This is a genomic window from Pseudomonas sessilinigenes (assembly GCF_003850565.1).
GTDB classification, from domain to species: domain Bacteria; phylum Pseudomonadota; class Gammaproteobacteria; order Pseudomonadales; family Pseudomonadaceae; genus Aquipseudomonas; species Aquipseudomonas sessilinigenes.
Map to the genome: position 1 here is coordinate 2,785,635 of NZ_CP027706.1, position 26,215 is coordinate 2,811,849.

30 protein-coding genes and 1 riboswitch are annotated in these 26,215 nt (G+C 65.2%); of the genes, 14 read left to right on the plus strand and 16 right to left on the minus strand.

The genetic code is table 11. From position 1 onward, the window contains the following. Positions 1–18 precede the first annotated feature (18 nt). Entirely contained in the window at positions 19–882 is an 864-nt protein-coding gene (locus C4K39_RS13085; RefSeq protein ID WP_068583963.1) for a universal stress protein, read from the minus strand. A 230-nt stretch (positions 883–1,112) separates the two neighbouring features. On the opposite strand from C4K39_RS13085, the gene C4K39_RS13090 reads away from it, so the two are divergent. The 3 genes from C4K39_RS13090 to C4K39_RS13100 all read left to right on the plus strand — a co-directional run bounded on the left by C4K39_RS13090 (position 1,113) and on the right by C4K39_RS13100 (position 3,892). Continuing rightward, complete coding sequence (locus C4K39_RS13090; protein ID WP_068583968.1) at positions 1,113–1,718, plus strand: MiaE family protein; 606 nt, start codon at positions 1,113–1,115, stop codon at positions 1,716–1,718. 170 nt (positions 1,719–1,888) lie between these two features. Next, positions 1,889–2,599 (plus strand): winged helix-turn-helix domain-containing protein, encoded by a 711-nt coding sequence (locus C4K39_RS13095; RefSeq protein ID WP_068583971.1) that lies wholly within the window; start codon positions 1,889–1,891, stop codon positions 2,597–2,599. A gap of 57 nt (positions 2,600–2,656) precedes the next feature. Continuing rightward, on the plus strand, positions 2,657–3,892 hold the full coding sequence (locus tag C4K39_RS13100) for an ATP-binding protein (RefSeq protein WP_437179383.1): 1,236 nt from the start codon (positions 2,657–2,659) through the stop codon (positions 3,890–3,892). Positions 3,893–3,991: 99 nt separating this feature from the next. On the opposite strand, the gene C4K39_RS13105 is transcribed toward C4K39_RS13100, so the two are convergent. Then, positions 3,992–4,789 carry a MipA/OmpV family protein gene (locus C4K39_RS13105; RefSeq protein ID WP_124346615.1) on the minus strand — a complete coding sequence of 266 codons (798 nt, stop codon included), beginning with the start codon at positions 4,787–4,789 and terminating at the stop codon, positions 3,992–3,994. 6 nt (positions 4,790–4,795) lie between these two features. Continuing rightward, the gene (locus tag C4K39_RS13110) at positions 4,796–6,619 is read right to left on the minus strand and encodes a serine hydrolase domain-containing protein (protein WP_124346616.1); all 1,824 of its coding nucleotides are present in this window, start codon (positions 6,617–6,619) and stop codon (positions 4,796–4,798) included. A 178-nt stretch (positions 6,620–6,797) separates the two neighbouring features. Then, positions 6,798–6,963: riboswitch (yybP-ykoY riboswitch) on the plus strand. Between the two features lie 10 nt (positions 6,964–6,973). On the opposite strand from C4K39_RS13110, the gene C4K39_RS13115 reads away from it, so the two are divergent. Next, a complete protein-coding gene (locus C4K39_RS13115) occupies positions 6,974–7,546 on the plus strand; it encodes a manganese efflux pump MntP (RefSeq protein ID WP_068583983.1) in 573 nt (190 codons plus the stop codon). A gap of 80 nt (positions 7,547–7,626) precedes the next feature. After that, positions 7,627–7,860, plus strand: coding sequence for a double zinc ribbon domain-containing protein (locus C4K39_RS31970; RefSeq protein WP_225926585.1), 234 nt, complete (start codon positions 7,627–7,629; stop codon positions 7,858–7,860). A gap of 15 nt (positions 7,861–7,875) precedes the next feature. Here C4K39_RS31970 and C4K39_RS13125 read toward each other — a convergent pair whose 3' ends face one another. The 11 genes from C4K39_RS13125 to C4K39_RS13175 all read right to left on the minus strand — a co-directional run bounded on the left by C4K39_RS13125 (position 7,876) and on the right by C4K39_RS13175 (position 19,293). Then, on the minus strand, positions 7,876–8,442 hold the full coding sequence (locus C4K39_RS13125) for a GNAT family N-acetyltransferase (protein ID WP_068583985.1): 567 nt from the start codon (positions 8,440–8,442) through the stop codon (positions 7,876–7,878). A gap of 191 nt (positions 8,443–8,633) precedes the next feature. Next, positions 8,634–8,963, minus strand: a complete 330-nt coding sequence (locus tag C4K39_RS13130; RefSeq protein ID WP_068583988.1) for a hypothetical protein — start codon at positions 8,961–8,963, stop codon at positions 8,634–8,636. Between the two features lie 53 nt (positions 8,964–9,016). Next, positions 9,017–10,480: an amidase gene (locus tag C4K39_RS13135; protein ID WP_124346617.1), complete on the minus strand. Its 1,464-nt coding sequence runs from the start codon at positions 10,478–10,480 to the stop codon at positions 9,017–9,019. Between the two features lie 103 nt (positions 10,481–10,583). Then, complete coding sequence (locus C4K39_RS13140; RefSeq protein ID WP_124346618.1) at positions 10,584–11,690, minus strand: polyamine ABC transporter substrate-binding protein; 1,107 nt, start codon at positions 11,688–11,690, stop codon at positions 10,584–10,586. 105 nt (positions 11,691–11,795) lie between these two features. Continuing rightward, on the minus strand, positions 11,796–12,827 hold the full coding sequence (locus tag C4K39_RS13145) for an AraC family transcriptional regulator (protein ID WP_068583997.1): 1,032 nt from the start codon (positions 12,825–12,827) through the stop codon (positions 11,796–11,798). A gap of 142 nt (positions 12,828–12,969) precedes the next feature. Continuing rightward, entirely contained in the window at positions 12,970–13,245 is a 276-nt protein-coding gene (locus tag C4K39_RS13150) for an Ada metal-binding domain-containing protein (RefSeq protein ID WP_068584000.1), read from the minus strand. Beyond that, a complete protein-coding gene (locus C4K39_RS13155) occupies positions 13,242–13,859 on the minus strand; it encodes a DNA-3-methyladenine glycosylase family protein (RefSeq protein ID WP_068584004.1) in 618 nt (205 codons plus the stop codon). The genes C4K39_RS13150 and C4K39_RS13155 overlap by 4 nt, the downstream gene beginning before the upstream one ends. An 89-nt stretch (positions 13,860–13,948) precedes the next feature. Beyond that, complete coding sequence (locus tag C4K39_RS13160) at positions 13,949–14,866, minus strand: alpha/beta hydrolase (protein WP_124346619.1); 918 nt, start codon at positions 14,864–14,866, stop codon at positions 13,949–13,951. Positions 14,867–14,886: 20 nt separating this feature from the next. Next, entirely contained in the window at positions 14,887–17,124 is a 2,238-nt protein-coding gene (locus C4K39_RS13165) for a TonB-dependent siderophore receptor (RefSeq protein WP_437179384.1), read from the minus strand. 139 nt (positions 17,125–17,263) lie between these two features. Further along, positions 17,264–18,601 carry a HAMP domain-containing sensor histidine kinase gene (locus C4K39_RS13170; protein ID WP_124346621.1) on the minus strand — a complete coding sequence of 446 codons (1,338 nt, stop codon included), beginning with the start codon at positions 18,599–18,601 and terminating at the stop codon, positions 17,264–17,266. After that, positions 18,601–19,293: a response regulator transcription factor gene (locus tag C4K39_RS13175; protein WP_124346622.1), complete on the minus strand. Its 693-nt coding sequence runs from the start codon at positions 19,291–19,293 to the stop codon at positions 18,601–18,603. Before C4K39_RS13175 ends, C4K39_RS13170 begins: the two co-directional genes overlap by 1 nt. A 194-nt stretch (positions 19,294–19,487) precedes the next feature. Here C4K39_RS13175 and C4K39_RS13180 point away from each other — a divergent pair, with 194 nt between their 5' ends. From C4K39_RS13180 to C4K39_RS13205, 6 genes are all read left to right on the plus strand, one after another. Beyond that, entirely contained in the window at positions 19,488–20,183 is a 696-nt protein-coding gene (locus C4K39_RS13180) for a helix-turn-helix transcriptional regulator (protein ID WP_124346623.1), read from the plus strand. Positions 20,184–20,188: 5 nt separating this feature from the next. After that, entirely contained in the window at positions 20,189–20,974 is a 786-nt protein-coding gene (locus tag C4K39_RS13185) for a PhzF family phenazine biosynthesis protein (protein ID WP_124348342.1), read from the plus strand. A gap of 98 nt (positions 20,975–21,072) precedes the next feature. Continuing rightward, on the plus strand, positions 21,073–21,717 hold the full coding sequence (locus C4K39_RS13190; RefSeq protein ID WP_068583819.1) for a hypothetical protein: 645 nt from the start codon (positions 21,073–21,075) through the stop codon (positions 21,715–21,717). Then, positions 21,714–22,193, plus strand: a complete 480-nt coding sequence (locus C4K39_RS13195; protein ID WP_124346624.1) for a surface-adhesin E family protein — start codon at positions 21,714–21,716, stop codon at positions 22,191–22,193. The genes C4K39_RS13190 and C4K39_RS13195 overlap by 4 nt, the downstream gene beginning before the upstream one ends. Positions 22,194–22,203: 10 nt before the next feature. Then, on the plus strand, positions 22,204–22,512 hold the full coding sequence (locus C4K39_RS13200) for a hypothetical protein (RefSeq protein WP_225926575.1): 309 nt from the start codon (positions 22,204–22,206) through the stop codon (positions 22,510–22,512). Positions 22,513–22,548: 36 nt separating this feature from the next. Further along, a complete protein-coding gene (locus tag C4K39_RS13205; RefSeq protein ID WP_124346625.1) occupies positions 22,549–22,893 on the plus strand; it encodes a hypothetical protein in 345 nt (114 codons plus the stop codon). A 45-nt stretch (positions 22,894–22,938) separates the two neighbouring features. Here C4K39_RS13205 and C4K39_RS13210 read toward each other — a convergent pair whose 3' ends face one another. Further along, the gene (locus C4K39_RS13210; protein WP_068583826.1) at positions 22,939–23,493 is read right to left on the minus strand and encodes a UPF0149 family protein; all 555 of its coding nucleotides are present in this window, start codon (positions 23,491–23,493) and stop codon (positions 22,939–22,941) included. Between the two features lie 71 nt (positions 23,494–23,564). Next, a complete protein-coding gene (locus tag C4K39_RS13215; RefSeq protein ID WP_068583830.1) occupies positions 23,565–23,966 on the minus strand; it encodes a hypothetical protein in 402 nt (133 codons plus the stop codon). Between the two features lie 331 nt (positions 23,967–24,297). Here C4K39_RS13215 and C4K39_RS13220 point away from each other — a divergent pair, with 331 nt between their 5' ends. The 3 genes from C4K39_RS13220 to C4K39_RS13230 all read left to right on the plus strand — a co-directional run bounded on the left by C4K39_RS13220 (position 24,298) and on the right by C4K39_RS13230 (position 26,156). Then, a complete protein-coding gene (locus C4K39_RS13220) occupies positions 24,298–24,516 on the plus strand; it encodes a DUF3079 domain-containing protein (protein ID WP_068583831.1) in 219 nt (72 codons plus the stop codon). A 96-nt stretch (positions 24,517–24,612) separates the two neighbouring features. Further along, complete coding sequence (locus tag C4K39_RS13225; protein ID WP_124346626.1) at positions 24,613–25,257, plus strand: DUF2239 family protein; 645 nt, start codon at positions 24,613–24,615, stop codon at positions 25,255–25,257. Next, complete coding sequence (locus C4K39_RS13230) at positions 25,254–26,156, plus strand: alpha/beta fold hydrolase (protein ID WP_124346627.1); 903 nt, start codon at positions 25,254–25,256, stop codon at positions 26,154–26,156. Before C4K39_RS13225 ends, C4K39_RS13230 begins: the two co-directional genes overlap by 4 nt. Positions 26,157–26,215: the final 59 nt, after the last annotated feature.

Sequence of the window (26,215 nt, forward strand, 5' to 3'; positions counted from 1 at the left end):
ACTCCCTCGCCCGGTCATTCAGGCCCTGGCAGCCAGCTCTTCCAGGTGATCCATGATGTCCGCCGGCTTGAGCACCAGCACGTCGCTGTCCAGGGAGTCGAGCACCACCTCGGCGGTATTGCCGATCAGTGCCCCTGACAGGCCGGTACGGGCCACGGTGCCGATGATGGTCAGTACGGCCTCGAGCTTGTTGGCCATGTGCGGGATCAGCACGTCGGCCGGGCCTTCCTCGATATGCAGGTGGTTATCGTCGATGTCGAACTCGCTCTGGAATGCCTTGCACGCCTCGCGGTAGCGCTTCTCGATGGTCTCCTTGAGCTGGAATACCGGATCGGCCGCCGACAGCATCGGCGATGGATGGGCGCTGATCACGTGCAACTGGGCCTTGGCCAGGCTGGCGATATCGAAGCCATGGTCGACGATGCTCGAATGCAGGATGCGATGCTCGCCGTCCAGGTTGCCCACATCGATCGCCGCCATGACCACGCCACCGGACCAGGGGGTAGCACTCTTGACCAGCAATACCGGGGTTGGGCAGTAGCGCAGCAACTTCCAATCGGCGGGTGTCAGCAAGGCCTTTTTCAACGGGCTGTCCGGCAGGTGCTGCTTGATCACCAGGCCACAGCCTTCGGCCTGCTGCACGTCGATGATGGTTTCATGCAGGCTCTCGTTCCAGGCCTGCTCGGTGGTGACGCTGTAGCCTTCGCCGGTCAGGCTGCTCTTGAGCACGCTGAGCAAGGCCGAATGCTCATGCTTCTTGTCGCAGACCAGCAAGTGCAGGTGCGCCTGGGTGACCCCGGCAATCAGCTTGGCGCGCTTGAGGGCCAGGCTTTCTCCAGGCGTGGGGTCGATGACCACCAGGATACTGCGGATGCTTTGCATGCTCGGGATCTCCAGGAAGGGATGAACGACTACTGTGAATAACTATAGTTGCTGGCACCTTCGAGGGATGTTGATGCATATCAAGCGCCGTCGCTGGTGGTCTGTGGCGTGGCCGGTATAATCGCGCCTTTGGCTGCAAAGCCCTCCTGTCCCGTGAGCCCCATGTTACCGATCACCCCTAGCGCCGCCCGTCACTTGCGGGCCGCAGCGGATTGCCTGGATACCCGCCGATGAACTTCCCGCCGATTGCCGAATTCCTCGGCTGCCAGACTCCCGATGCCTGGGTCCAGGCCGCCCTGGCCGATCAGGAAACCCTGCTGATCGACCACAAGAACTGCGAGTTCAAGGCCGCCAGCACGGCCTTGAGCCTGATTGCCAAGTACCACTCCCATATCGACCTGATCAACATGATGTCGCGCCTGGCGCGTGAAGAACTGGTGCACCACGAGCAGGTCCTGCGCCTGATGAAGAAGCGCAAGGTCGAACTGCGCCAGCTCTCCGCCGGTCGCTATGCCTCGGGCCTGCGCAAGGTGGTGCGCAACCACGAGCCGGTAAAGCTGGTGGACACCCTGGTGGTGGGGGCTTTCATCGAGGCGCGCAGTTGCGAGCGTTTCGAGGCCCTGGTGCCGCACCTGGACGAGGAGCTGGGCAAGTTCTACTTCGGCTTGCTCAAGAGCGAAGCCCGGCACTACCAGGGCTACCTGAAGCTGGCGTATCAGTACGGTGACGCCAAGGACATCGCCCAGGTGATCGACAAGGTGCGAGTCGCCGAGCAGGAACTGATCCAGTCGCCGGACCAGGAGTTCCGTTTCCACAGCGGTGTGCCGGCCTGGTGAGCAATGGCCCCCGGTTTACTGGGGGCAAATTGTAAAAAACTCTTAAAAAGATGAAATCTTGCATGCAACCCTGCAGCTTTTGGATTTTGTGCTGCGCGTTAGCCTTTCTTTAATCCCCTGCCGCTTATACTGCGCGCACTTAAAAATCGTGCGTTCGCAGACTGGTATCTATGGAAAACCTGGGTCTTGGCAAAGTATTGCTGGTGGAAGATGACGAGAAGCTCGCCGGGCTGATCGCCAACTTCCTGTCCCAGCATGGCTTTGAAGTATTGACGGTCCATCGGGGCGATGTAGCCCTGTCGGCTTTTCTCGAATTCAAACCGAAACTGGTGGTACTGGACCTCATGTTGCCGGGCCAGAGTGGCCTGCATGTGTGTCGGGAAATCCGTGCGGTATCGGACACCCCGATCGTGATCCTCACCGCCAAGGAGGATGATCTCGATCACATCCTCGGCCTGGAGTCCGGCGCCGACGACTACGTGATCAAGCCGATCAAGCCGCCGGTGCTGCTGGCCCGCCTGCGGGCCTTGCAGCGACGCCAGGTGCCTGAGCCGGCTGCCCAGCGCGGGGCCCTGGAGTTCGGCGTACTGAACATCGATCGCAGCAGCCGCGAGGTCCGCCTGAGCGGCGAGCCGATCGATCTGACCACCATGGAGTTCGAGCTGCTGTGGCTGCTGGCCAGCGCCGCGGGCAAGACCCTGTCCCGGGACGACATCCTCAACCGCATGCGCGGCATCGAATTCGACGGTCTCAACCGTAGCGTCGATGTCTACATCAGCAAGCTGCGCCACAAGCTCAAGGACAATCCTCGCGAGCCGGCCTGCATCAAGACCGTGTGGGGCAAGGGCTACCTGTTCAATCCGTTCGCCTGGGAGATCTGAATGCTGCGGCTGTTTCTGGGGCTCTACCTGTTCCTGGTCCTGGGTTTCGCCGGGTCGATGGCAGCAGTGCAACACATCTTCCTCAACTACCTGGCGGCCGACCTGATCGAGTCCTACAACCGCGAGGCGGTCCGGGGGCAGGCCTACAGCCTGGGTGAACAGCTAAGACCGCTGGACGAATCCGGACGCCAGCGCCAGCTGGAGGCGCTCAAGCCTCACTATGGGCTGTTGCTGGCGCTGGTGAAGGCCGATCAATTGAACCTGACGCCTCGCGAGCAGGCCCTGCTGGACTCCAGTCAATTGGTGGTGCGCGGCGATGAGTACGACGAGTTCATCTCCAGTATCGACGGCGGTCCGCAGCTATTGAGCATCAAGCTGCCGGAAGAGCAGCCAATGACCCTGCACTACAACATTGCAGGCTATGCCTTGCTGGGCGCGCTGCTGGGTATCGTCCTGTACTTCTGGGTACGGCCGCACTGGCGTGACCTGGAGCGCCTGCGCCTGGCCGCCGAGCGTTTCGGCAGCAACGACCTGGGAACCCGCCTGCACCTTTCGCGCAGTTCCAACATCCGTGACCTGGCCCAGCACTTCAACCGCATGGCCGCACGCATCGAAGGCCTGATCGCCAACCAGCGCGAGCTGACCAATGCCGTGTCCCACGAGTTGCGCACGCCCATTGCCCGGTTGTCCTTCGAACTGGACCAGCTCAAGCAGAACCCGGACCCGCAGGAAAGCCAGGAGCTGATCTGCGACATGTACGCCGACCTGGGCGAGCTGGAGGAAATGGTGTCCGAACTCTTGAGCTACGCCAGCCTGGAGCACGGCGCGGCGACGATCAAGCGCGAACAGATCCAGGCCCAGAGCTGGCTGGATAGCGTGATCGGCAGCGTTGCGCTGGAGGCCGAGGCGGCAGGCGTGCAGTTGCTGATTCGCTCCTGCCAGGTGGAGTACATCAGCATCGAGCCGCGCTTCATGGCCCGGGCCGTGATCAATCTGTTGCGCAATGCCATTCGCTACGCCGAGCGGCGTGTGGAGGTGTCCCTGGTGCGTCTGGAAAACGGCTACGAGGTGCGGGTCAACGATGACGGCCCGGGTGTGCCGGTAGAGGGGCGGGAAAAGATCTTCGAGCCATTCTCCAGGCTCGATGCCAGTCGTGATCGGCGTACCGGTGGTTTCGGCCTGGGCCTGGCCCTGGTGCGCAGGGTCTCGCAATGGCATGGCGGCAAGGTCGAAGTGATGGACTCGGAGTGGGGCGGTGCCTCGTTCCGCATGACCTGGGCCAGCACGGATTGACGCTGCGCCAGGGCCGAGCACAAAAATGACCAAGCCCCTCGCGGGGCCTGGTCTTTAATACCCTACGGCCCGTGATCACGGGCCGTATTTTTTGCGGCCTTAGAAGCTGTACTCGATCTGGGTAGAGAGGACCGTCTGCAGGCGCCGATCGACGAGCGGGCTGTCGGCGGCTTTCTTGCCCAGGTAGTCCATCGACAGCTGGGTGGACAGCTTGGTCTGCTCGTTGAGCGGCAGGCTCCAGGTCAGGTCCGCACCGCTGCTGACCAGGCCGCCCTTGGCGTTATAGGCACCGAAGCGGCTGTTGGCCGCCTGGGTGCTGCTGACGCCGTACCAGGTCTGCATGTAGTCGGCGTTGCCGAACAGGGTGTTGACGCTGGCGTCCAGGCTGCCGTAGCTGCCTTTGTACAGGTTGGTGCCGACGCTCAGTTCCAGCTGGCTGTAGGCCCGGCCGGTATCGCGGTTGCTGTTCTTCTTCACGGCATGGGTCACGGTGGCGCCCAGCTCGAATGGGCCAAGGTCATAGCCCAGGTGAGCGCCGTACTGGGCGCGGGTCTTGATGTCGCCCATGCCCTTCAGGCGCTTGGAGCCCTGGCCCATCCGGTTCTTGTCGTGGCGCGATTCGCTCGGGCCGACCCAGGTACTGAACGACAGGTCGCCCCACTTGTTGCCCCAGCCCAGGCCCTGCTCGGTGTTGAGGAAGATGCCGTAGGGGCTGACGACCTCGGCACCGAGGATCGGCATCACGGCGCGCTGGTCGCTACCGCTGTAGCGTGGAACGCTGGCCACCCCGGCGTTGACGCCGAATTTCCAGTCCTCGGCATGGGCCACGGCAGAAGCCGTGGTCAGGCCCAGGGTGCCGAGCCACAGCGCGGTGGTGGTGCGTTTCAGGGTTTTCATATCGGTTTAGAACCTCAGGTGGTTGGAGTTATAGGTACGTTTGAACGAGTAGCCCAGGACATTGACCCCATTGATCTGGCGTCGCACGGTGTCGCCCAGGCCGGGTCCATGGCCGGCAATCACCGCATGGGCGTTGTCTACCGGGGCCAGGATGTAGTCAGTCAGGGTGCGTCCCTGCTGCAGGCTGCGAATCATCAGGAAACCGTCCTCCAGAGCGATGTCGACGCCGCTCATGGGGGTGTTTGCCTCGTCGTCGTTGAGCGCTGTGTAGGTGCCGACCGTGGCCAGCCAGTTATCGGGCAGGGGCACCGGGTCGATGCGCTCCCCCACGGCCAGCAACTGGCCATGGCTCTTGGCGGTGAACACCCGGTGTCCCTGGACGCTGACGACATCCAGTTGCACCCGACCCAGGTCGCCCAGGTCCTGGAGCCAGAAACCCAGGAGTTTCTTCTGTGCCCGTAGCCAGCCGTGTTCATCACGCAGCAGTTCGAAACGAATGCCGCCCACCTCGCCGAACAAGCGTTGGCCCTGGTCCCTGATGCGCAACACGCCGTAGGCGGTGGCGTAGAACCCGGCCAGTTGCTGGCGGTCCGCCGCCTCGGGTACCCGGCGCCGCGCCGCCAGTTGCCGGGCGGGCTGGTTGACCTGTGCACCTTGTTCGCCGGGCTCCCCATGGGCCTGCAACAGCATCCGCAGGATCTGCGGTACCAAGGGTTGGGCCAGGGCTTCGCCGGTGCCGGAGTTACTCATGACGATGACTGCCAGTTGCTGCTCCGGCAGCACGCTGATCTGGGCATGGAAGTTGTTGCCGCTGCCGCTGTGTTGCCAGGTACGGATACCCGGGCGCACCCACTCGTCGCCACAGGGCGAGAGAAACCAGCCCAAGCCGACCTGACAGTCGAAATCCATGACGTTGCCGGTGTTCTGTACCCGCACCATTTCATTGACGGAGTCCGCCGACAGCAGCTGGCGATGCTGGTATCGACCCTGGGCGAAAAGCATCCGTACGAAACGGCTCAGGTCCCGTGGACTGGTCCACAAGCCACCGGCGGGAACGTCGCGCACTGGCGCATTGACACTGACCGCGCCGTCCTCATAGCCCCGGGTGCGATAGGGCAGGTGGCTACTGTCACCGAGGAAGCTCGACTGGCTCATGCCCAGGGGGCGCAGCAGCCTGGTCTGCAACTGCTGTTCGAAATCCACGCCGCTGCTACGTTCGATGGCCGCTCCCAGCAGGGCGTAACCGAGATTGGAGTAGGCCGTTCGCGTTCCGGGCTGGTTGTTCAGCCAGACCCCGCTGACCTTCTGCGGCAACTCACCGAGGATATGCGGCGTGCGCAGGTCCCGCAGGTATTCGGCGGGCATCCCGGCCTGGTGGCTGAGCAGGCGTCGCAGGGTCACTGCCTGGTCGGCGGCGTTCTGATCGTCATGAAAGCGTGAGCGAACGTAGAACTCCTTGAGTGTGGCCTGCAGGGGCGAGTCCAGTTGCAGGCGGCCTTGCTCCACCAGTTGCATCACCGCCGTGGCGGTCAGCAGTTGCGACAGTGCCCCTGCGCGAAACGCCGTGTTTTCCGTGACCTGCAGGCCACGATTCTTGTCGGCAAGACCAAAGCCCCGGGCCCAGATCAGCTCCTGGCCTTCCACCAGGGCAATGGAGAACCCGGGGACCTGATGCTCGGCCATCTCCCGTGGAATGTGCTGTTTCAAATAGCGAATGATGCTGGCGTAGTCACCGGGTGCAATGGACGGCGGCGATGGCGGCTGACCATTGCAACCCAGGCTACCCAGCAGAATGCCCAGCACTGGCAGGCCGAGAAGTTTGGGGGACATGTAGCAAGCACCCGAGCGCAAATTGGATGGGTGAATGCTAGGGAAGGGCTGGTGGCCAGTCTTTGGCAGCTTTGTCAGGAAACTGTCAAAGAGTGTTAAACCGCTTCTTAACTCGAAGCGTGGTTGGCGCTGGGAAGTCCGGGCAGCAATGAAATTTTCACAAGGGCCAAGTTAAGCTGCGGCCTTCTTTGGGGAGTAACCTGCCACCGCTTGTCGCGGTGGAGCCCGTATCAACACTCTCGGCAACCTGCCGTGGTACGGGCACCGTTTCGGTTGGTGAGACCATCGACAGGCTTGCGCTGAAGTCGGGCGCGTGGGCATGTCGTGGACTCAAGCCCGACCGGAAGACTCAAGATGAATCCTGCCTCGATCATTTTCCTGGCCTTCGCCATGTCCACCGATGCCTTCGCTGCCGCGGTCGGCAAAGGTTCGGCCATGTTCAAGCCCCGCCTGCTCGAAGCCCTGCGCATTGGCCTGATATTCGGTGTCATCGAGGCCATCACCCCCGTGGTGGGCTGGTTTATTGGCCAGGCAGCGGCCCAATGGGCTGCCGCCTGGGACCACTGGATCGCCTTCGGCCTGCTGGTGCTGCTGGGCCTGCACATGATCTACAACGGCCTGCGCCTGGAGGCTGAGGCCGAGCCGGACAAGCCTCGCGAGCATGGCTTCTGGTTGTTGGCGGTCACCGGGTTCGCCACCAGCATCGATGCGCTGGCCGTGGGCGTCGGGCTGGCTTTCGTCAACGTCAATATCTGGATCGCCGCCAGCGCCATTGGCCTGGCCACCATGACCATGGTCACCCTGGGCGTCATGCTCGGCCGCGCCATCGGCACGGTCATGGGGCAGCGTGCCGAGGCATTGGGCGGCCTGGTACTGATCATCGTCGGTTGCGCCATTCTCTATGAGCACTTGTCGGCCATGGCTTGACCCTTTAGTAGCTATAGGGTTTTTACTGGCGATCACCTCAATACGGAGTGATCGAGATGAGCTTTTTCAAACGTTTGCTGATGGGGCACCACGGTTCTGGGCATGGCGGTTCCCGCAGTGGCCATCATGGTTCCGGTTCGCCCCAGGTCGGGGCTGGCAATGCGTGTGGGCAATGCCGCGCGATGAATGCGCCGGGCGCACGCTTTTGCCAGCAATGCGCGGCATCGCTGGGTGCAGCAGGGTGTGGGCAATGTGGTGCGCCGATGCAGGCTGGCGCGCGGTTCTGCGGACAGTGTGGCCGCGCCTCGGGCTGAGGCGCGGCGCGGAGGCTACAGCTCCAGGCTGTGGATCACCTGGGTAGCGTCGTCAGGATCGATGGCGCTGCGCATGCCCAGGAGCTTGGCCAGCCGGCGCATGCCATAGTTGGTGGCCGAATCGACCGAGTACATCTGCTGGAAGCCATTGTGGCGGGCCTCGTCGATCAGGTGCTGCATCAGCAGGCCACCCAGGCCCTTGCCCTGCCATTGATCGGCGATGGTCACGGCGAACTCGCAGCGCCAGGGCTGGTCGTCCACCTGGGCATAGCGACTGATGCCGACTTCGCGCAACTCGCCGTTGTCGTGGACCAGCGCCACGTAGGCCACCCGCTGTGGCGTGCCGACGTCCATCAACTGATCGAGCAATTGGTCGCCCACTTCCTTGACCTCGCCCAGGAAGCGCTGGTGCCGGGTGACGGGGGAGAGGTTTTCGATGAAGGCCTTCTCCCGCTGGCGATCCTGGGGCCGCAACGGGCGAATCAATACATGGCTGCCGTCGCTCAAGGCGTCGATCCAGTACTGGCCTTGCTGCGCCGGGAACGGCGGATGAGGGAGCATATCGAGAGCGCTGCTGGGCATGGTCAAGTCTCCTGGGAGGCAAGGAACGGGCTGCAACCACAGCCCTGATTGCCCTCAGGTTCACCTGTGTGGCGATTGGAGTGCTTGACCGGCATCAATATTCGCAACGGTGCATGGCAACGGCTGATCACCGGTCATGTTCCAGCCAGGACCGAGGCATTGGGCCCGTACCCAAGGTCCGGGCCGGGACCTCAGTTGCTGTAGCTGGCCAGGGCGACTTCGGCGTTCTGCGCCAGCGGCTTGCGGCCACGGGTGCGCCAGTGTTCGATCAGCGCCCGGCCGTGGGCCATCCCGGCCTGCAGGGCGGCATCGGTGCTGAGGTAGTCGTTGCCATAGGGCGGGCAGGCAAAATGCAGGGAAAAGCATGGGTGCTGGCCCTGGCCGGTGAGGCGCCCGACATAGCTGTAGCTGGCGCCGGACTGGTGCGGGTCGAGGCTTGGCGAGCTGGGCTCGCGGATGATCATCACGTAGATGTCATGCTCGAATTGGGTGTCTTGGTACCAACTGCTAGAAGAATCCATGGTCCACCTCCTTGTCCGTCGCTGCCGTTGGGCGGCGGGTTGTGCTGTACGGGTTACTGGCCAGTGCCGAGGGTGTCTGTGGCGTCCAACAGCCCAGGGGGATGGGCGAACAGCTCCATGGACTGGCGTTTTTCCAGGGCCCGTGCGGCCCGTAGTACCAGGTCGTCGCGGCCGAAGCGGGCGACGATCTGCAAACCGATGGGCAGGCCCGCGGCGCTCAGGCCGCAGGGCATGCTCAGCGCCGGCTGGCGGCTGTAGTTGAATGGGAACGTGGTCGGCTGCCACATGCTGCTGGCTTGCTGCGGCCAGTCGGGCGGGCTCTGCAGTTCCACGGCGAATGGCTCGACCACCGCGGTCGGGGTCAGCAGCAGGTCGTAGTCGCAGAGGAAGTCATGCAACTGCTGCGCAACCTGATGCCGTTCCTGCACGGCATTGGCGTAGTCCAGGGCATTGAGCTGGCGGGCCCGCAATTGGGTCTGCTGGAGAAAGTCGCTCATCAGGTGCTGTTGCTCCCCGGGTATCTCCAGGTCCACCGCGCTGGCCGCTTCCACGGGCCAGGAACGCACGAAGCCGGGCGCCGGATTGCCGATGTCCGGCGAGGCCAGCACCAGCGTCGCGCCAGCCTCTTCCAGGCACCGCGCCGCGGCCAGGCAAGCGGCGGCGATCTGCGGGTCGACATAGGCGGCATAACCCAGGTCGGTGCTGAAGGCGATGCGCAAACCCTGGACGCCATCCTCGATCCGTTCCAGGAAGCCCAGGGGGGCATGGGGCCAGGCAAAGGGCTCGCCGGGCTCATAGGCGCTCATGTGCTCCAGCAACAAGGCGATGTCGCGCACATGGCGGGCGATCGGGCCCTCGGCGGACATGCCACCTGGATCGATGGCCGGGCTGGTCGAAACCAGGCCGTGGCTGGGCTTGAGGCCGATCACCCCGCAGAAGCTCGCCGGGGTGCGGATCGAGCCGGCCGCGTCGTTGGCCGTGGCGGCCGGGGCATAACCGGCCGCCACCCCAGCGGTACTGCCACCGCTGCTGCCCGCGGCATGCAGGGCGAGGTTCCACGGATTGCGGGTGACTCCGGTCAGGGGGCTGTCGGTCAGGGGCGTACAAGCCAGTTCCGGCAAGGTGGTCTTGGCGATGAAGATCGCCCCGGCTTCGCGCAGGCGCGCCACCAGGGCGCAGTCGCGCTCCAGGGGCGGGCGATTGGCCAGGGCCCTGGAACCGTTGCGGGTCTGCCAGCCCTGGATGTCATGGTTGTCCTTGACCAGCACCGCGATGCCGTCCAGGCGGCCCATGGGTTGCCCGGCGGCCCAGCGCTCGGCACTGGCCTGGGCGGCCAGCAACGCCGCCGCATCCTGGCGCGCGCACAGTGCGTTGAGCCGTGGCTCATGCTGCTCGATGCGGGCCAGCAGGTCGCGCAACAGGTCCACCGGGGTGAACTGCAAGGTGGCGAAACCGTGCAGCAAGGCCTCGATCGACAGCTGGTGCAGGGGCGGGTGGCTAGGCGTGACTGACGACATGGACAACTCTTCTTTCAAGGGCGCCGGCTGCGCTGGGCACGTCGGCGGCGAAAGCTTGCGGGCCGGTTGTGCACCAGCGCGCAAGGTGTTCGGGGTAAAGGGTTCAGCGTCCGCTGGTGACCTTGATCCAGGTCCGGGTCCGGGTGCGTTCGGCCTTGGCCGGCAGCGGCGCCAGGGGGAACAGGCGGGTCATGGTCTGGGCGTTGGGAAACAGGTCAGGGTTGTCCAGCAGCGATTGCTGGATGAACGCCTTGGAGTCCGTGACGCCGTTGGGGTAGCCGACGAAATTGCTGATGGAGGCGATGACTTGCGGTTCCATCAGGTAGTTGAGAAATGCGTGGGCCGTGTCCACATGCTTGGCGCCGGTAGGGATGGCCACGGTATCGATCCAGGCCAGGGTGCCTTCCTTGGGAATGCGCATCTCGATGTGCACGCCGTTCTTGGCTTCGTTGGCACGGTTGGCCGCCTGCAGGAAACCGCCGGAGTAGCCGACCGCCACGCAGATATTGCCGTTGGCGATATCACCCATCCACTTGGCGCTGTGGAAGTAGCGCACATAGGGGCGCAGCTTGAGCAACAGGGCCTCGGCCTTGCGATAGTCCTCGGGGTTCTGGCTGTTGGAGTCCAGGCCCAGGTAGTGCAGGGCCAGGGGCAGCATCTCGGCGGGCGAGTCGAGGAAGGTCACGCCGCATTGGCTGAGCTTCTTCAGGTTCTCTTCCTTGAACACCAGGTCCCAGCTGTTGACCGGCGCGTCGCTGCCCAGCAGTTCCTGGACCTTGTCGCGGTTGTAGCCGATCAGGTTGGTGCCCCACATGTAGGGGATCACGTAGCGGTTGCCGGGGTCGTTCTGCTCCAGCAACTTCATGACGGTCGGGTCGAGGTTCTTCCAGTTCGGCAGCTGGCTGCGGTCCAGGGGCTGGAAGGCACCGGCGTTGATCTGCTTGCTGACGAAACCGCTGGAGGGCACCACCACGTCGTAGCCACTGTTGCCGGTGAACAGCTTGGCTTCCAGCACTTCATTGCTTTCGAAGATGTCGTACTTGACCTTGATCCCGCTGCTGGCCTGGAAATCCTTGATGGTGTTGGGGGCGATGTATTCCGACCAGTTGAAGATGTTCACCGTCCGTTCAGGGGCGGCCATCGCGCTGGAAGAGCAGGTCAGGGCCAGGCTCAGGGCCAGGCTGGTGAGGGCGGTATGCAGCGATTTCATGCGACGACTCCATGTCTTGAAGAAAGCGAAACGTTCCGGACGTCATTTTTCGCCGGAAGCGTTGCTCAGAGAATGTTGGTAACGGTCAATAGGGGATATTTGACGTCATTCTTGCGAACGGTCCGAAAGTGGACCGAGCTGACCGGCCAGTTGCCGGAACCGTCCTGGAGCGACACCGCTCCAGCGCTGGAAGGCATGGCGGAAACTCGCGGTCTCCTTGAACCCCAGGGCTTCGGCGATGCGATACACCGGCAGGCTGTGCTGTTCCAGCAACTGGCGGGCCCGGGTATAGCGCAGCTCGTCCAGCAATTGCTGGTAGCTGGTGTCCTGCGCCCGCAGGCGCCGGCGCAGGGTGCTGGGGGAGCAGTGCACCTGGCGCGCCAGGCTGTCGAAGTCCGGCACGGCGTGCAGCTGTTCGTTGAGGATGCGCCGCACCTGGTCGATCCAGGTCGGACGGGCGCTGAGCTCCTCGTTCAGGCGGATGCAGCGTTGCAGCATGTCGTTCTGGGTCACCAGGTCCGCCAGGGGCAGGCGCCGGTCCAGCCACTCCGGGTCGAAACCGATGGCGTTGCGCCCGGCATTGAACTGCACCGGGCAATTGAAGGCTTGCTCGTAGCTGTCCAGGTAGGGCTGCGGCCCGTGCTTGAGGTGCACCTCGCGCAGTGGCAGCGAACAGCCCAGCAGGTCCTGGCAGGTGACCCGGTAGGACGACATGCAGAAATCGGTGTTGAACACTTCCAGCTCGCTCTCGCTGTACTGGTCGGCGGTGAGCCAGGCCAGGCCATCGCGCAGTTCCAGGTCGAGGTGGAAGAAGGTGCCCAGCAACAGCGGGTAGCGCAGCGCCAGGGACCAGCCCTCGCGCAGGGTGGCGCTGGTCAGCAGGGTCAGGCCGAACATGCCGTAGGCGCAGATGTGCAGGTTGCGTCCAAGCACCAGTCCCAGGTCCTGGCGAAAGGCCACGGCATTGCTGAATACGCGCATTTCCTGGCTGATATTGATCAGGCTGTTGGGCAGTTCCAGGTCCGCCAGCTGGATGCCGCTACCTTCGAGCAACACCTGGGTCGGGACGTCGCTGTCGCGAAAGGCGTCCAGTACTGCTTGGGTGGTGTGCAGGGTGGTCAGGCGAAGGGCAGCCATCGGCAATCTCGAAGCAGGAATCGGAAAGGCGTGACTTTAGGGGTTACGCGCCGGCGGTTCAATCGACGGTGCGACGTTCCACGACAGATACCGGCAAGTTCTCCTCCGGATCGCTGCCAGAGCCTGGCAGGTGCCTGCCGGTTCAGCGATTCACGGAGTGGCGCCAGGCCTTATAGAGCCTGGGCAGGCAGCGGGCGCAAGGCCGGTAGCCGGCGGCGAGCGCCGTGGCCTCGTCGAGGAAGAACACCCGGTGGCGTACGTAGCCGCCACGGGCGATGGCGGCCAGGGCACAGGGGCAGTCCAGGCGGCCATAGATGCGGCTGCGCCGATGACCGCCCAGGGTCCCGGGGCAGGGGCTGGACCAGGGCTGGCCGTGGCGGTCCAGCAGGGTCCAGTGCCGCACTGCCGGGTCGCTCATGACACCGGTACCCGCCACAGGTACCAGGCGGCGGTGGTGCGCCAGGGACTCCAGGCCTGGCCCAGTTCACGCATCTGGCGCGGGCTGGGCTGGTGTTCCAGGCCCTTGAGGCGCCGGTAACCCTCGCGCACGCCGAAGTCGTCCACCGGCAGCACATCTGCGCGCTCCAGGCTGTAGATCAACAGCATTTCCACGGTCCAGCGCCCGATCCCGGGCAATTGCGTCAGCCGTTCGATCAGGTGTTGGTCGTCCAGCTCCCGTGCGGCGTCCGCCGACGGCACCAGGCCGTCCAGGGTGGCCTGGGCGATGCCGTGCAGGGTGGCCGCCTTGCGCGCGGAAAAACCGCAGCCACGCAGCTGTTCAGTGCTGCTTGCGCAGAGCTGCCTGGGGCTGGGAAAGTCCTGGCCGGGAAACAGCGCCCGCAGCCGGGCGAGGATCGCGTCGCCGGCCTTGGCATGCAATTGCTGGTAGGCCACCGCGCGCACCAGCGCCTGGTAGGGCTCGCGTTCCGGCCGGGGCTGGTGCAGGCAGGGGCCGATGGCGGCGATATGCCGGGCCCAGTCGGCATCCAGGGCGGCGAGGAAGGTGCTGGCGAAATCGGGGCTGGCGGGCATCGGTGATCCGGGGCAAGGGTCGGGATGCCTGGCAGGTTAGCCGCTGGCGGCGGTCCTGGCACCCGGTCCCTTGCGCTGGAATTCGTGGCTCAAGGCTGGTCCGGGGGCAAGTACAGGCGCTCCAGCACATAGTGCAGGGACGCGGCCAGGGTCTGGCCATGGCCGAGCGTCTCGAAGGTATGGAAGTCCAGGGCCAGGCCGGGAACCGGCGCCAGTTGCTCGCGTAACTGCCGGGCCCGCAGGTCGGCCCCCGGGGCTGGGTACGAAACCGGGGCCTGGCGTGGGTCCCCCGGCTCGGCATCACCGCGCATCAGCAGCAGCTGTGCCCGATGCCCCTGCATGCGCTCAGCCAGCCCCCGGGCCTGGTCGAGGATCAGCCCATCGCCCCACCACAATGAGGGGCTGGCGGCGGCGTAGTGACGAAACTCCCCGGGACGCTGGAACAATGCCTGCAGCACCAACAGGCCGCCATAGGAGTGCCCCCACAAGGTCTGCTGCGCAGGGTCGATCGCTACCCGGGCGGCCACCGCTGGGCGCAGGCGCTCGCGCAACAGTTGCAGGAACGCTTCGCCGCCACCGCTGGGTTGGCCGGTCAAGGGGTCCTGCTGCTCCTGGCGGCCGGGTTGGTACGGGGTGTAGTCGTAGGTCCTGGCCGTGCGCTCGATGCGTAGCGGGGTCTGGTAACCCACTGCCACCAGCAGTGGGGGTGGGTCCAGTTGCTTGAGCTGCTGCGCATCGAGGGCGCCGATGGCGGCGTTGCCATCGAGCATCCACAGCACCGGGTAGCCGTGCTCGGGGGCGGCCTTGAGCGGTTGGCCGATCCATAGCTGGTAGTGGCGCTGGCCGTCGGCGGAATCCAGTTGCAGGCTGCTGAAGCGATAGGGCAGGTCCTGGCGTTGCAGCAGGCTGCTGTCCATCCGCTGCTCGGGAGCCGGTTGGGCCGTCGCCAGGCCACTGGCGGCGGCCAGCGCCCAGCCCAGGGCCAGGCGCAAGGTCGTGGTTCTCATCAGGCTTTCTCGTTATGGGCTTAGAACGACGCGCTCAGGCTGGTGTACAGGGTGCGGCCCGGTTCGTTGTAGGTGGCGGCGCCGGCCCCGGCGATGTCCACCACGCCCTGGGCATTGCCTTCGCGGTACAGGCGCTTGTCGAACAGGTTGTCGACCCCGGCGGTCAGGCTCAGGTTGCGGGTCAGGGCGTAGGTGCCGCTGATGCCGGCAATGGCGTAGGGGGCCAGTTGCTGGGTGGCGCTGCCGGTGACCCGGTCGCCGTGGTAGTCGAATTTCTTCGGCGTCTGCTTGCCGTACCAGGCCACGTTCATCTGCAGCGACAGGTCCTGGGTGGCTTGCCAATCGAGCATCGAGTTGAGGGTGAAGCGCGGGGTCACCGAGAGGTAGTCGCCGGTCTCCTTGTTCTTCGATTGCAGCATGTAGGTGAAGTTGTTGTTCCAGGCCAGCTGGCTGGCCAGGGGCACGGTCAGGGTGCCTTCCAGGCCTTCGACCACGGCCTTGGGCACGTTTTCCCACTCATACACCGCGGCGTTCTTGTACAGCGCCGAACTGCCACCGCTGGCCCGGCCGGTGGGCGCCAGGCCCGACTCGACCTTGTTCTTGTAGTCGTTGCGGAAGTAGGTCAGGCCGGCCACCCAGCCGTCGGCCTTGTACTCCAGGCCCAGTTCCTTGTTGACGCTGGTTTCCGCCCCCAGCTTGTCGTTGCCCCGCAGGTAGCAGCTGGTGGTCTGGCCGTAGCAGCCCTGGCCACGGCTGTAGAGCAGGTAGTCGGGGTTGAGCTGGTACAGGTTCGGCGCCTTGTAGGCCCGGGCGATACCGGCCTTGAGGGTCAGGCTGTCGCTCAGGGCATGGGACAGGTTCAGCGACGGGCTCCAGTTGTCGCCGACGATGCTGTGGTGATCGAAGCGCAAGCCGGGGGTGAGCATGGTGCCGGGCGCCAGCTCGATGTTGTCCTCGGCGAACAGCGAGAAGATCTGCGCGCTGATCTGGCTGCTGCGGTTGTTCGAGGTCAGGCCGGGAATGGCGCCGGCCTCCTTGGTGTCCTGGGTGTTGGAGCTGGGGTCGTCGAGCTTTTGCTGCGACCACTCGCTGCCCAGGGTCAGGGTCTGCTCGAAGCCTGCGTGCAGCGGCAGGTTGAGTTCGCCATGGGCGCTCAGGTCGCGCAGCACCGAGGTGTAGAAGTTGGCGTCGCTGAAGATGCCTTCGGTACCGCCGGCCAGGCCTTCGTTGATCCGGCTGTTGCGGGTCTTCTCGTATTGCAGGTAGGCCATGGAGCTGCCGAAGTCCCACTCGCCGCGGTGGGTCAGCGAGTACGTCTGGCGGTAGGTGCGGTTGGTCTCGTGGCCCAGGAGGTTTTTCACGGTCTTGTTGCTGTTGGTGTTCTGGGTGTCGCCGGTATAGATGTTGCCCTGGCGGCTGAAGCCGGCTTCGAAGTCCAGGCTCTGGTCCGGGGTCAGCTGCCAGCTCAAGAGGCCGTTGAGGTCCTTGTTGCGCACGCCTTCGCGGCCGGCGGGCAGGGTGCCGGCCTGCTTGCCGGTGCGCAGTGACTCATGGCCGGCGTTGATGTCGGCGTCGTCGGAGTCGGTGCGGGCCACGTTACCGTAGACCCGGTAGCTGAGTGTGTCGGTCAGGGGGCCGTTGAGGCCGAAGCTCATGCGCTGGGTCGCGCCTTCGTCCTTGTGGGCGGGGAACGAGCTGTAGAGCGTGGCATTGCCGTGGGTCTGGCTGCCGGCCTGCTTGGTGATGATGTTGACCACCCCACCGGCGGCGCCGTTGCCGTAGCGGGCGGCGGCCGGGCCACGGATCACCTCGATGCGCTCCACCTGGTCGGCCGGCACCCAGTTGGTGTCGCCCCGGGTATCGCGCTCGCCGCGCCAGCCATAGCGCACCGAGTTGCGGCTGCCCACCGGCTTGCCGTCCACCAGGATCAGGGTGTTCTCCGGGCCCATGCCACGGATGTCGATCTGCCGGTTGTTGCCGCGCTGGCCGCTGGTGGAGTTACCGGTGAGGTTGACCCCGGGCATGGTGCGGATGATCTGCGACAGGTCGTTGGCCGGCGGGCGCTTCTGGATGTCCTCGGCGGTGATCACCGAGACCCCCGGGGCCTGCTTGGTCTCTTCCTTGGCGGTGGCGACGATGCTCTGGGGCTGGAGTTCCAGGACCGGCTGCGGCGCCTCGGCATTGGCCGCCTGGACGGCATGGCTGAGCAGGCAGCAGCTGGACAGCAGGAAGGGAGCGAAAGGACGCATCGAGCGCATGGACATCGGTGATCTCCGGGACGGAAGCTGGAACAGGAAGATCACGAATGATAATGACTGCTATTTGCGAGTAAAGCGCATTAACTTTCTAAACACTTCGGCGGTAACGGGGCGGTCTACGGGCTGGCACAGCCTGCCTTCAGGCGGCCGGCAACAGCAGGTGCATGCACAATCCCGGATGGCCGTTGCTGGCCCAGATCCGTCCCTGGTGCAGCTCCACGGCGCGCTGGGCGATGGCCAGGCCCAGGCCGAAACCCTCGCCCTGGGCCGAGCCCAGGCGCTGGTAGGGCTGGAAGATCCGCTGCAGGTCCTGTTCGGCGACCCCCGGGCCCTCATCCTCCAGGCACAGGTGCCAGTGGCTGCCCTCGCGCCAGCCGCGCAGGCTGACCCGGCCGCCCTCGGGGGAGTAACGGATGGCGTTGCGCAACAGGTTCTCCAGGGCCTGGGCAATGCTGTCCAGGTGCACCTGGACCCGGCAATCGGCGTCCAGCAGGCAGGGCAGGCGTTCCAGGTTCCAGCCGCTCTCGAAGCAGGCGTCTTCGCGCAGGGCCTCCCAGATCGACAACACCTGTACCGGCTCGGTGGACAGTTGCGGGCGTTCGGTGTCGAGCCAGGCCAGGTCCAGGGTGTCCTCCAGCAGGCGCTGCATGTCGAGGATCTCGCGGTCCAGGCGTTGGCGCAGTTGCTCCGGCGGTAGCCGGCTGTCATGGGCGATGCGCAGGCGGGCCAGGGGCGTGCGCAGCTCATGGGACAAGGTCCGCAGCAGCAGGCGTTGCTGGGCCAGGCTCTGGCGCAGGCGCTCGGCCATGTGCTCGAAGGCCAGGGCCAGTTCGCCGAGTTCGTCGCTGCGCCGGGCCAGGGGCATACCCGGGCCCGGGCTCTCCAGGTCGTCGGCACGCAGGGCATCGGCGCGGTCGCGCAGGCGGTTCAACGGCAGCACCAGATGACGGTAGAGCAACAAGCCGAGCAGGGCGGCCAGCAAGGTCGGCACCACCCCGTGGCTGAGCACATGGGTCCAGGGCGTGAGGCCGCTGGGCAGCAGGCGTTCGGGCAGTTGCAGCACCAGCCGGCCCTGTTCGGGATGCTCCGGGAACTGGATGCTGACGTAGGGCAACTCGTCCTGCAGGCGCCGGCTCATGGGCCAGTCCAGCTTGCGCATGAAGGTCAGGTGGCTGGCTTCCTCGGCGCTCAAGGGCGTACTGCCGAGGCTTTGCAGGCGCTCGCCGATCACCGCGACCCAGGTGTGTTCCCGGGCGGCCAGTTGGCGTTGGAAGGCGTCGACCCCGGCTGCGCCGTCCTGGCGCCAGGCGCTTTCGGCCTGTTGCGCATAGCTGGCCAGGTACTGGCGGTCGGCCGGGTCGAGAAAGTAAGTGCTGCGTTCGGCCGACAGGCCCCAGGTCCAGATGATCCAGGTCAGCAGCAGGCAGAAGCCGATCTGCAACAGCGCCAGCTTCCACAACAGGGGGTGGCGGCGCATCAGCAGCGGTCCGCTTGTACCAGGATGTAGCCGGCACCGCGCACGGCCTGGATCTGCAAGTGCTGTACGCCAATTTCGGCCAGCTTGCGCCGCAGGTTGCAGACGTGCACGTCCAGGCCGCGATCCAGGCGGGTGTAGATGCGGTGCAGCACCTGCTGGTAGAGGAAGGGTTTGCTCAGGGTCTGCCCGGGATGCTCGCGCAGGGTCACCAGCAGGCGGTATTCGGAGCCGGTGAGGCCGGCGGCGCGGCCTTGGCTGAGCACGTCCTGGGCCTGCTCGTCGAAGGCGAGCAAAGGGTCCTGGCGTTGGCTGGGGGGCGGCTGGACCCGGGCCATGCGCCGTAGCAGCGCATCGACCCGGGCATCCAGCTCGGCCAAGCTGAAGGGCTTGGGCAGGTAGTCGTCGGCGCCCCGGGTGAACCCGGTGATGCGGTCCTGTTCGGCGCCCAGGGCTGACATCAGCATCACCGGGATGCCTTGTTCGTGGCGCAGGGTATCGAGCAGGGCCAGGCCATCGAGGCCGGGCAGCATGATGTCCAGCAGTACCAGGTCGAAGTGCCCGGCGCGCAGCGTCGCCAGTCCTTCGCGGCCATCGATGCAGGCGCTGACGGCGAAGCCGCGCTGGCGGAAATGCCGGTCCAGGTCCTGGCGCAGCCGGGCGTCGTCTTCCACGAGAAGCAGATTGGGGGTCATGGGGTGGGGTACTTTGCGCAAGCGGCTGGAGAAAAGGCTTAAATGAGAATGTTTAACATCCGCGAATATTGCAGCAATGCCCCTGGCGATGCAATTGCCATGATGGCCAGGGCTGATCGAGGTCGGGTAAACAAAAAGTTGAATATTCAACATTGCGTTGATATTTTTCGCCGAAGATTTTTGCCGGAGTGTCCATGAACCAGCCTTCTTCCGCCGTCCTGGCCGAGCGCCAACTGGTCCTGCAGGTGCTGCGCAGTACCTTGCAGATGCTGGCTGGTGTGGTGGGGCCCCATGTGGAGATCGTCCTGCACGATCTTGACCAGCCCGAGCGCTCGATCATCGCTATCGCCAACGGCCATGTCACCGGGCGCCGGGTTGGTGGCCCGGTGCTGGGCGGACCGCGCCAGGACCTGGGTTTCGCCGCGGTGCTGCGGGCCTTGCACGACCGCTCCGGCAGCACCCCGCTGGTGCTGGAGAACTACCCGACCCTGGCGCCCGATGGCCGCGAGCTGCGCAGCTCCACCGTGGTCTTTCGCGACAGCGGCGGGCAACCGTTCGCCAGCCTGTGCAGCAACAGCGACCTGAGTGGGATCGCTGCGGCCCATGCCTGCCTGGGGCAGATGCTGGGCTTGGGCAGTGCGCCGGAGCCACGGGGCGATGAGCCCCAGGACATGGAGCAACTGCTGGCCCAGATCATCCAGGCGGCCTGTCCGGAGCCCGGGGCGCGGTTGACCAAGCAGCACAAGCTCGAAGCCGTGCGCCAGATGCAGGAGCGCGGCCTGTTCATCGTCAAGGGCGGGATCGAGAAGGCCGCTGCGGCCCTCGGCGTGACTCGCTACACCATCTACAACTACCTGGACCAGATCCGCGCCCAAGGCGCTGAGGAATGACCGCGATGCAGATCGATATCTTTCAAGTGGATGCCTTTACCTCCAGTGTCTTCGGCGGCAACCCGGCGGCGGTCTGCCCGCTGCAGGCCTGGCTGCCGGACGTGGTGCTGCAACGCATCGCCGAGGAGAACAACCTGTCCGAAACCGCCTACTTCGTGCCCAAGGACGAGGGATTCGAGCTGCGCTGGTTCACTCCGACGGTAGAGGTCGACCTGTGCGGCCATGCCACCCTGGCAGCGGCCTGGGTGCTGTTCGAGCAATTGGGCGAGCAGCGCGATGTGCTGCGCTTTTTCACTCGCAGTGGCGAGTTGCGCGTCAGCCGCGAGGGTGGCTTGCTGTCCATGGACTTCCCGGCCAAGCAGCCCGAAGCGGTGGAGATCCCCGCGGCCTTGTTGCAAGCCCTGGGCTTGAATCGGGCCGAGGCGCTGTATCGCACCGACGACTACCTGCTGGTGGTGGACGACGAGCGCCTGCTGGATGAACTCAAGCCGGACTTCGTGGCCCTGGCCCAGTTCGGCGTGCGAGGCATCGCGGTGACCGCGCCGTCCCGGGAGTTCGATTTCGTTTCCCGCTGGTTCGGTCCCAGCGTCGGGGTCAATGAAGATCCGGTCACCGGTTCCGCCCACACCTCGCTGGCCCCCTATTGGGCCGAGCGCCTGGGCAAGAGTCAGTTGCGGGCGCAGCAGGGTGGGGCGCGCAAGGGCCAATTGCAGTGCCAGGTGCTGGACAACGGGCGGGTGATCATCAGCGGCCATGGCGCGCTGTACCTGCGTGGCAGCATTTTCCTCTGAGGCGGTTCCCGGGAACCTGGGCTCCCGGGAGTATTTGTGTCGGAAGCTGGCGAGGTTTAGAGTCGCGATTTTTTCGCCTGACCCGGAAGCTTCTGACAATGGATTTGATTCGCGCCATCTCCCGCCATTCACCCAAGCCCCTGGCACTCGTGTTGAGCCTGTGGGCCGGTAGCTCGCTGGCGGCCAGCCTGAGCGACAGCCTGATGCAATGCCAGCCGGCGTTCTTCAAGGACCTGTACCAGCAGCGCGCCGAGCTCGGCCGGGTAGTGGCCCTCAAGCACGACGACCAGCAAGGCATCGCCTGGATTCCGGTACCCGACCGGCATGACAATGCGACCTCCACCGCCACCTTCTCCCGCCCGCTGCAAGACAAGGGCCTGAAGCTGACCGGCTACTACGACAGCGTGTTCGACCTGGGCAGCGAGGGCATCTACTACTTCTGGGGCCTGGAGATCGATGCCAGCCGGGAAGCGGTGATGGCCGCCATGCCCCAGGCCGGCTGGCAGGAGGCGGGCGAGTACTTCATCTCCCGGCCGCAGATCAAGCCCAGCGCCCAGGCGCCCTGGCAGGACAACCCGGCGGCGGTTTCCGAGATCGCCCCGGCCCCGGGCTCTGCGGAAAAGATCCTCATGCTCAGCGTGGAGGGCGGCAAGACCCGCATGCTCTGCTCGTTGCAAGGCAGCGTCGATGCCACGTTGTTGCGCCAGGAGCGGCCAGACATGGCCCAGGGAGCAGCCCAATGAAGCGCCTGTGGTGGCTGGGTGGCGTGCTCCTGCTGGCGGGCTGTGCCCATGACCAGGCCCTCGATGCTGGTGCGGCGCGCCCCGAGGCCATGTTCAAAGTGCTGGACACTCCGGAGTCGGCGACTTACTTCGCGGCCAACTCCCTGGCCCTGTACCAGAACAACCCGCATCTGCGGCAGTTCTACCTGATCAACAACTACAGCAAGCCCACCGCCCCGGGCGATTCCAAACCCCTGATCCACAGCTCGCGGGTGGTGCGGATCATCAACTGCGAGCGCGATGAATCTGCGCAACTGGGCCGGGTGTATTTCTCCGAGCCCTTCGCCCAGGGCGTGGAAGTCATGCGCAAGGAGGCCCACGCGCAATGGGCGGCGTTTCCCCGTCAGTCGGTGATCGGCGAGCTGCGCAACATGGCCTGTGGCATCGATGCGGCACGCTTGGGCGCGCCGCCGTTCAAGGGCCCCCAGGGCGATTGAGGGCAGGGCGATGGCAGCAGGACCGATACGCGAGAACAACCGCAAGATCACGCTCACCGCAGACCAGGCCTTGCAAGCCCTGGCGCAGCTGGAGTTCATCATGCTGTCGCTGCACCGCATGGGCAGCCATTACGTGGACAAGCCCGTGGCGGACTACCAGCGCGCAACCACCGACTTCATCGACAACGAGCGCGTCACCGGGCGTTTGGCGCAGATGCGCAGGATCCTCACCGAGCCCTTCGACCTGACCCTGGGCGAGGACGACATGGATGACATCGAGCGGCATCTGCAAGGTGTCAAGCCCTGGCGCCCGGACTAGGGTCGAGCCCCACCGACTTTTTTGCAGGATCAGAGTATGTCCAGAATCAGTATCGCCTTGATGGCCCCCAGCACCGACCTGGCGCTGGTGAAATTTCTCCACCAGCGCCTGGGCATGTCGTTGCGCATCGCCCGGGAGCACTTGGGACAGGGGCCCCAGGGGGTGTTCTACAGCGCCTGGCTGTTCCACAACGACCATGTGCAGCGCGAGCAAGAAGTGCGCGACATCCTGGCGTTCTTCGGCGCCGCCCAGTTGCCCTTGCGGGTGCTGGAGTGCATCTCGGACCCGGACCAGGCCGGCCCCGTTGGCCTGGACGACGAGCAGATCGATGAGCAACTGCTACTCAACTTGCTGGAGGCCAGCGAGGGCTGCTTCCAGTGACGCTGCCCAGGCACGCCCCTGCAAGTGCAAGGGCTGGAGGCTTGGTTAGCGCTGGCTCGACCAGTACTGGTGCAATTGGCGGGCGGCGGGTTCGATGCTCGCCACCTGCTGCTGGTGCCGGGGGATGTCCAGGTCTGCCGGTAGTTCGAAGTTGTCCTGTTCGGCGCAGTCGATGATGGTCTGCAACAGGGCGATCTGTGGCGCCGGCAGGGTGGGCCAGTTGCCTACCGCCACTCCACGCAGGTAGCCGAAGCACCATTCCTCGGCCAGCAACAGGTTCTGCCCCTGGTGCTCGGTTTCCTCGAAGCGGGCCTTGAAGCCCCCGGCCTCGGTCTCGAGTTGCTCAGCCAGGCTGTTGATGTGGCGCACGCACAGGTCGATGAATTGCCGGCATTCCTGCGGGGTTTCCCAGGCCGGGTTCTCGCCGCCCCAGATCGCCGGGAACCATTCGGCGATATCCACCTGGGCCGGGCCCGAGACCAGGGCGGTGAAGTAGCCGTCCAGCTCGCAGGGGTTGAGCACCGAGTGGTCGTCGCCGTACTTGAGCAGGGTGTCTTCGATCGCCTCGAAGTCGGCGGCGTTCAGAGGGGTGTTTTGCATGATGGGCATTCCAGGAAAAAACAGCGGCGATTTTCAAGCCTTGGCGCCACGGCTGCAAGCGCCGAGGCACCTTAAGTGCCGCGCAGCAGGTCTTGGGAATCGAGCAGGCGATAGGCGATTTCCGGGCGCTCTTCCATGGCTCGGCGAATCGCGGCGGGAATGTTCTGGCGGGTCTTGCGGCACAGCCCCGGATGCTCGGCCAGGACGATGGTGATGCCGCGCATGCTGCGCACTTCATTGTCGCTGGGAGTGATCTCCAGGCGAATGCCCAGTTGCTGGTACATCCGCTGTTGCATGTGCTCCAGGTCGGCCAGGTCCTTGAGGTTCTCCAGGCGCTCGACCAGGCGTTTTTCTTCCTGGCGCGTGAGATTGAGGATGCGCAGGTCGGCCCCGGGGGTGTCCAGCAACTGCTCGCGCTCGCAGACACAAGCGCCAGGCGGACAAGGTTGGCGGATGGCGATGCTGGGATTCATGGTGATCCATCATAGCGATCTGGCCAGGGCTTTCAGAGAAAAATCTGCGTCCCGCAACCACCTTCGGCAGGCATGTGCCGGGCAACCAGGACGGGGAGGGAACCCTCGCACCGCAAGGCTGCGGTGCAGAGGGGGGAACACAAGGAACGTGCGCGAAGGACTATAGCCCTGGCTCCTGTGGCCAGTCGATTAGCACAAATGGGCTAGTGGCCACTGCCATCGACCCCTGTGGCCGCTTGGAAACAAGGCATGGCTGGCTTGATGCGGATCAAGGTTGCAGCTGGTACGAGGTTTTATCTTGCAGGTCTCTTCCCTGATATCGGGAGCTGTCATGGCCAAGCCTTTTCCTCTTTCCCCCAAGCACCCCGAGCGCATCTGCTGGGGGTGTGACCGTTATTGCGCCGCCAATGCCCTGGCCTGCGGCAATGGTTCCGATCGCACCATGCACCCGGCCGAGATGCTTGGCGAGGATTGGTACCTGCATGGCGACTGGGGCTTTGCGCCTCCCACCGACAGTGAGCCGGCAAGTCCCGGGAAAGACCCGCAGTGAGCTGCTAGGCTGACGTCTGATTTATTTTACCCGGGTATATTGTTTTATTTTTTATTACCCGGGTATTATTTGGCCTCCTTTCATGAGGCCGTCACCATGTCCGATCCATTGCACAAACCCGTCACCGCGTTCCAGGACCAGCGCTTGCTGGCCCACGGCCCATTGGTCGAGGTCGCCCGGGCCGTCCAGCAAGCCAGCCGGGAGGGTGTAGCCCATGGGCTGCTGGTGTTCGATGACGCCTCGGGTCGGCTGATCGACCTGGATCTGCGTGGCAGTGCGGACGATCTGTTGCAACGCCTGGCAGCCACCCCGCCACCCGGCCGGGGCCGGTATCGCCCGGCCGCCAACCCCGACGCGCCAGCCGTGCCAGAAGCGGAAACCGTTCGCGGCCGCGGCCGGCCCAAGTTGGGGGTCATCGCGCGCGAGGTGACTCTGCTCCCGCGCCAGTGGGACTGGCTGGCCAGCCAGCCCGGCGGCGCCTCGGCGGTGTTGCGGCGGCTGGTGGAAGATGCCCAGCGCCATCCCGACCCTCGGCAACAACGGCGTCAGGCCCAGGAAGCGGCCTATCAATTCATGCTGGCACTGGGCGGGGACCTTCCGGGCTACGAGGAAGCGACACGGGCCCTGTTCGCCGATGACCTGGAGCGTTTGCGCCAGCAGCTCCAGCCTTGGCCCGAGGCGATCCGTGCCTACGCCCTGCGCCTGGCAGGCGCAGAGGTGGACCAAGGAGCCGGGCAATGATTTCGCCGAGCTGCCCGGCACTGCAACGTACCCCGGTCAATGGCATCGAGCTGGCCTGGGACAGCCATGGCGACGAGGCGGACGAAACGATCCTGCTGATCGCTGGCCTCGGCACCCAGATGGTCCGTTGGCCGTTGGCGTTCTGCCAGGACCTGGCGGCCCGAGGGTTCCGGGTGATTCGCTTCGACAACCGCGACGTCGGCGCTTCGACGCACCTGGTCGAGGCCGGTGTTCCGGACCTCGCGGCCCTGATGGCCGGCCACCCGTTGGTCTTGCCCTACAGCCTGCACGACATGGCCACCGATGCCCTGGGCCTGCTGGACTCCCTGGGCATCCAGCAGGCCCACCTGGTGGGGCGCTCCATGGGCGGGGTGATCGCCCAGGTGCTGGCCAGCGAACACCCGCGACGGGTGCGCTCGCTGACCTCGATCATGGCCAGCAGCGGCAACCCGGCCTTGCCGCCCCCCGCGCCGCAGGTCATGGCCTTGCTGACCGCTCCGGCGGCCGACCCGGCGACCGACCTGGAGGGCCATGTCACCCAGCGCCTGGCCCTGGCCCGGCGTATCGCCGGCACCGTCCAGGCGTTCGACGCCCAGGCCCAGCGCGCGTTGGTGCTGGAGGAGTTGCGCCGGGGCTGGAATCCCGCAGGCTTCATGCGCCAGTTGGCGGCCTTGGCCTGTGCCGGCGATCGCCGGGCTCGGCTGGCCAGCATCCAGGCGCCGACCCTGGTGGTGCATGGCAGTGAAGACCCGCTGATACCCGCGGCCTGTGGCGAGGACACCGCACGTTCGATCCCCGGTGCCGAGTGGTTGCTGATCCCGGGCATGGGCCATGACCTGCCACCGGCCTGCCAGCCATCGGTGCTGGCCGCCATCGAGCGCACGGCGCGGCGGTGCTAGGGGCGACCGGTTGTGTGGTGCCCTGGCGCTCTTTTATATTGCCCGTTGCTCCGTCACCA

Excerpts from the sequence above, each read along its gene's own strand:
- C4K39_RS13085 (WP_068583963.1), bottom strand. The coding sequence starts at position 882 with ATGCAAAGCATCCGCAGTATCCTGGTGGTCATCGACCCCACGCCTGGA.
- C4K39_RS13090 (WP_068583968.1), top strand. The coding sequence starts at position 1,113 with ATGAACTTCCCGCCGATTGCCGAATTCCTCGGCTGCCAGACTCCCGAT.
- C4K39_RS13095 (WP_068583971.1), top strand. The coding sequence starts at position 1,889 with ATGGAAAACCTGGGTCTTGGCAAAGTATTGCTGGTGGAAGATGACGAG.
- C4K39_RS13100 (WP_437179383.1), top strand. The coding sequence starts at position 2,657 with ATGGCAGCAGTGCAACACATCTTCCTCAACTACCTGGCGGCCGACCTG.
- C4K39_RS13105 (WP_124346615.1), bottom strand. The coding sequence starts at position 4,789 with ATGAAAACCCTGAAACGCACCACCACCGCGCTGTGGCTCGGCACCCTG.
- C4K39_RS13110 (WP_124346616.1), bottom strand. The coding sequence starts at position 6,619 with ATGTCCCCCAAACTTCTCGGCCTGCCAGTGCTGGGCATTCTGCTGGGT.
- C4K39_RS13115 (WP_068583983.1), top strand. The coding sequence starts at position 6,974 with ATGAATCCTGCCTCGATCATTTTCCTGGCCTTCGCCATGTCCACCGAT.
- C4K39_RS31970 (WP_225926585.1), top strand. The coding sequence starts at position 7,627 with ATGGGGCACCACGGTTCTGGGCATGGCGGTTCCCGCAGTGGCCATCAT.
- C4K39_RS13125 (WP_068583985.1), bottom strand. The coding sequence starts at position 8,442 with ATGCCCAGCAGCGCTCTCGATATGCTCCCTCATCCGCCGTTCCCGGCG.
- C4K39_RS13130 (WP_068583988.1), bottom strand. The coding sequence starts at position 8,963 with ATGGATTCTTCTAGCAGTTGGTACCAAGACACCCAATTCGAGCATGAC.
- C4K39_RS13135 (WP_124346617.1), bottom strand. The coding sequence starts at position 10,480 with ATGTCGTCAGTCACGCCTAGCCACCCGCCCCTGCACCAGCTGTCGATC.
- C4K39_RS13140 (WP_124346618.1), bottom strand. The coding sequence starts at position 11,690 with ATGAAATCGCTGCATACCGCCCTCACCAGCCTGGCCCTGAGCCTGGCC.
- C4K39_RS13145 (WP_068583997.1), bottom strand. The coding sequence starts at position 12,827 with ATGGCTGCCCTTCGCCTGACCACCCTGCACACCACCCAAGCAGTACTG.
- C4K39_RS13150 (WP_068584000.1), bottom strand. The coding sequence starts at position 13,245 with ATGAGCGACCCGGCAGTGCGGCACTGGACCCTGCTGGACCGCCACGGC.
- C4K39_RS13155 (WP_068584004.1), bottom strand. The coding sequence starts at position 13,859 with ATGCCCGCCAGCCCCGATTTCGCCAGCACCTTCCTCGCCGCCCTGGAT.
- C4K39_RS13160 (WP_124346619.1), bottom strand. The coding sequence starts at position 14,866 with ATGAGAACCACGACCTTGCGCCTGGCCCTGGGCTGGGCGCTGGCCGCC.
- C4K39_RS13165 (WP_437179384.1), bottom strand. The coding sequence starts at position 17,124 with ATGCGCTCGATGCGTCCTTTCGCTCCCTTCCTGCTGTCCAGCTGCTGC.
- C4K39_RS13170 (WP_124346621.1), bottom strand. The coding sequence starts at position 18,601 with ATGCGCCGCCACCCCCTGTTGTGGAAGCTGGCGCTGTTGCAGATCGGC.
- C4K39_RS13175 (WP_124346622.1), bottom strand. The coding sequence starts at position 19,293 with ATGACCCCCAATCTGCTTCTCGTGGAAGACGACGCCCGGCTGCGCCAG.
- C4K39_RS13180 (WP_124346623.1), top strand. The coding sequence starts at position 19,488 with ATGAACCAGCCTTCTTCCGCCGTCCTGGCCGAGCGCCAACTGGTCCTG.
- C4K39_RS13185 (WP_124348342.1), top strand. The coding sequence starts at position 20,189 with ATGCAGATCGATATCTTTCAAGTGGATGCCTTTACCTCCAGTGTCTTC.
- C4K39_RS13190 (WP_068583819.1), top strand. The coding sequence starts at position 21,073 with ATGGATTTGATTCGCGCCATCTCCCGCCATTCACCCAAGCCCCTGGCA.
- C4K39_RS13195 (WP_124346624.1), top strand. The coding sequence starts at position 21,714 with ATGAAGCGCCTGTGGTGGCTGGGTGGCGTGCTCCTGCTGGCGGGCTGT.
- C4K39_RS13200 (WP_225926575.1), top strand. The coding sequence starts at position 22,204 with ATGGCAGCAGGACCGATACGCGAGAACAACCGCAAGATCACGCTCACC.
- C4K39_RS13205 (WP_124346625.1), top strand. The coding sequence starts at position 22,549 with ATGTCCAGAATCAGTATCGCCTTGATGGCCCCCAGCACCGACCTGGCG.
- C4K39_RS13210 (WP_068583826.1), bottom strand. The coding sequence starts at position 23,493 with ATGCAAAACACCCCTCTGAACGCCGCCGACTTCGAGGCGATCGAAGAC.
- C4K39_RS13215 (WP_068583830.1), bottom strand. The coding sequence starts at position 23,966 with ATGAATCCCAGCATCGCCATCCGCCAACCTTGTCCGCCTGGCGCTTGT.
- C4K39_RS13220 (WP_068583831.1), top strand. The coding sequence starts at position 24,298 with ATGGCCAAGCCTTTTCCTCTTTCCCCCAAGCACCCCGAGCGCATCTGC.
- C4K39_RS13225 (WP_124346626.1), top strand. The coding sequence starts at position 24,613 with ATGTCCGATCCATTGCACAAACCCGTCACCGCGTTCCAGGACCAGCGC.
- C4K39_RS13230 (WP_124346627.1), top strand. The coding sequence starts at position 25,254 with ATGATTTCGCCGAGCTGCCCGGCACTGCAACGTACCCCGGTCAATGGC.